Origin of the sequence: Candidatus Accumulibacter vicinus (assembly GCF_000584955.1) — a bacterium.
Taxonomy (GTDB): Bacteria; Pseudomonadota; Gammaproteobacteria; order Burkholderiales; family Rhodocyclaceae; genus Accumulibacter; species Accumulibacter vicinus.
This window is the reverse complement of sequence record NZ_JDSS02000004.1, coordinates 57,323-60,127: the sequence shown is the minus strand read 5'-3', so window position 1 is coordinate 60,127 and position 2,805 is coordinate 57,323. Positions and strand designations below refer to the sequence as shown.

General features: G+C 63.1%; 2 protein-coding genes and 1 pseudogene. All 3 read right to left on the bottom strand.

The window, feature by feature from the left end; translation table 11 throughout:
• Positions 1-276, bottom strand: a pseudogene (locus CAPSK01_RS00440) (hypothetical protein); the annotation flags it as partial.
• A 51-nt stretch (positions 277-327) separates the two neighbouring features.
• Positions 328-2,304 carry an acetoacetate--CoA ligase gene (locus tag CAPSK01_RS00435; protein WP_034920881.1) on the bottom strand — a complete coding sequence of 659 codons (1,977 nt, stop codon included), beginning with the start codon at positions 2,302-2,304 and terminating at the stop codon, positions 328-330.
• 12 nt (positions 2,305-2,316) lie between these two features.
• Positions 2,317-2,724 (bottom strand): thioesterase family protein, encoded by a 408-nt coding sequence (locus tag CAPSK01_RS00430; protein WP_034920878.1) that lies wholly within the window; start codon positions 2,722-2,724, stop codon positions 2,317-2,319.
• Positions 2,725-2,805: the final 81 nt, after the last annotated feature.

Here is a 2,805-nt window from a genome sequence, read left to right as displayed (position 1 = left end):
GGCTGCCATGCGCGCATGGCAGCCGACCGCCGCGCCAAGCACCAGCAAGTCGAACTCATCGATGCCGATCCATCCGGTCCACGCGGAAAAACCGGCGACCGGCAACAGCGCCGGCAGAACGAATAGCCAGATGTGCGGGTGCCAGTAGACGGTCAGGCACCAGACGACAAGAAACGCACTCAGCGATGCCGGCCACAGCGGGTGATGTTGCGCAATAAAAGCGCCGAGGAGGCCAGCCAGCGTCGCCAGCACGCCATGCATCAAGGTGAGCGCCATCCGACAGCCTAGGTGGCCGTGGCGCGAAGCTGCGGCAAGAGTCTCGTCTGTTCAGCTCTGCAGTTCGACCCGTTCGCGAAAGTACTCCAGCGCCTCGGGGTTGGCCAGTGCTTCGATATTCTTTACTGGCCGGCCATGCACGACGTTGCGTACGGCGAGTTCGACGATCTTGCCGCTCTTGGTGCGCGGGATGTCGGCGACCTGGAGGACCTTGGCCGGAACGTGGCGCGGCGTGGTATTGCGGCGGATCTGCTGCTTGATGCGGTCGCACAGCGCTTCGTCGAGGAGCAGTCCTTCGCGCAGCTTGACGAACAGCACGACGCGCACATCGTGCTGCCAGTCCTGGCCGATCACCAGCGATTCGACCACTTCCGGCAGTTGCTCGACCTGACGATAGATCTCGGCGGTGCCGATGCGCACGCCGCCGGGGTTGAGCACGGCGTCGGAGCGGCCGTAGATGATCATGCCTTCGTTGGCCGTGAGTTCGACGAAGTCGCCATGGCACCAGACGTTCGGAAAGCGATCGAAATACGCGGCATGGTATTTGGCACCGTCGGGGTCGTTCCAGAAGCCGATCGGCATCGCCGGAAAAGGCGCGGTGCATACCAGTTCGCCACGTTCGCCGCGGCCGGCTGGAATCGGCTGGCCGTCGTCGTCGAAGACTGCGACGGCCATTCCCAGGCCACGGCATTGCAGCTCGCCGCGGAACACCGGCAGAATCGGATTGCCGAGCGCAAAACACGAGAGGATGTCGGTACCACCGGAAATCGACGCCAGCAACAGGTCGGCCTTGATCTCGCGATAGACGTAGTCGAAGCTTTCCGGAGCCAGCGGGCTGCCGGTCGAGAACATCGTCCGCAGGGCTTCGAGGCGATGCGTCTCGCGCGGCTTGAGGCCGGTCTTGGCGAGCGCATCGATGAATTTTGCCGAGGTCCCGAAGTGCGTCATGCGTTCGGCATCGGCGTAATCGAAGAGGATCGCTCCGGGCTGACCGCTGGCGCCCGGAATGAAGGGGGAACCGTCGTAGAGCAGCAGCGTCGCGCCCGAAGCGAGGCCGGAAACAAGCCAGTTCCACATCATCCAGCCGCAGGTGGTGAAATAGAAGAGGCGGTCATCCTGCTTGAGGTCACCGTGCAACTGGTGTTCCTTGAGATGTTGCAGCAGGGCGCCCCCATGACCGTGCACGATGCACTTGGGAATGCCGGTGGTACCCGAGGAGAACATGATGAATAGCGGATGTGCGAAAGGCAGCGGCGCGAATTCGATTTCGTCGGCGGCAAAGGGGGCGATGAAGTCGGCGTAGCGCACGCCATTGCGGATCGTTGCCACCACAGGACAATCGTCGAGGTAGGAGACGACGACCGTCCTGGCGACACTGGCGATCTGTGCTGCGATTTCGGTGTTTTTGGCCATGCAATCGACCGGTTTGCCGTTGTACCAGTAGCCGTCAACGCAGAGCAGGACCTTGGGTTCGATCTGCCCGAAACGGTCGAGAACGCCCTGGACACCAAAGTCGGGCGAAGCGGACGACCAGATCGCACCGAGCGAAGTGGTGGCGAGCATCGCGATCAGCGCCTCGGGCAGGTTGGGCAGGTAAGCGGCGACACGATCACCCTGGCCGATGCCGGCAGCCTGCAAGGCCTGCGCGCAGCGCGAAACCTGCGCGTAAAGCTCGGCATGCGAGAGGCGACGCCGGCACTTGTCCTCGCCCCAGAATACCAGTGCGTCGGCGTGGTCATGGCGGCGCAGCAGGTTCTCGGCGTAGTTCAGCCGGGCTTGCGGAAACCAGCGGGCACCTGGCATCCGCTCGCCGTTCTCCAGTACCGTCGGACCGCGTTCGCCGATCACGCCGCATTGCTCCCATAGCGAAGTCCAGAAGGCCTCGGGCTGCGCCACCGACCAGCGCCAGAGACTGGCGTAATCCGGGCAGTCGACCTGCCAGCGGCTGTGGATTGCGGTGATGAAGTCGCTCAGCCTGGCTGCCGCGATCCTTTCGGCGCTTGGGCGCCAGAGAACTGCAGGGTCCATCTCCCCTCCTCTTCAGGCCGGCAGGCCGGCGCGCATGCTTTCCGGAATCGGCACCGATTTGCCGGTCGCCACATCCATCCAGACGATCTTGGATTCGCCGGTCGCGTACAGGGTGTCGTCTCCCTGCCGGCGGATTTCGTAATGCGTCAGCACGCTGCTGCGGCCCGGATGTCCGCAGAACATTCGGACTTCGACGACACCAGGGTAATTGATTGGAATCAGGAAGGTGCAACTGGCGTTGATGATCACGGGCGCCTGGCCACGCGGCGTCAGCGTGCAGCCGATCCGTTCGAGAAACTCGACACGCGCCTGCTCCATGTAACGAAAATAAATGGTGTTGTTGACGTGGCCGTAGGCGTCCATGTCCCCCCAGCGGACCGGAATCAGACTGGTCAGGACGAGTATGCGTGGGTTGGTCATGGCAATTCCTTGATCAGATGGCTGAAAATTCCCGCCGAACACCCGCAGATGCCGGCGAAAGCCGGTTGCGGCCGCCAAACA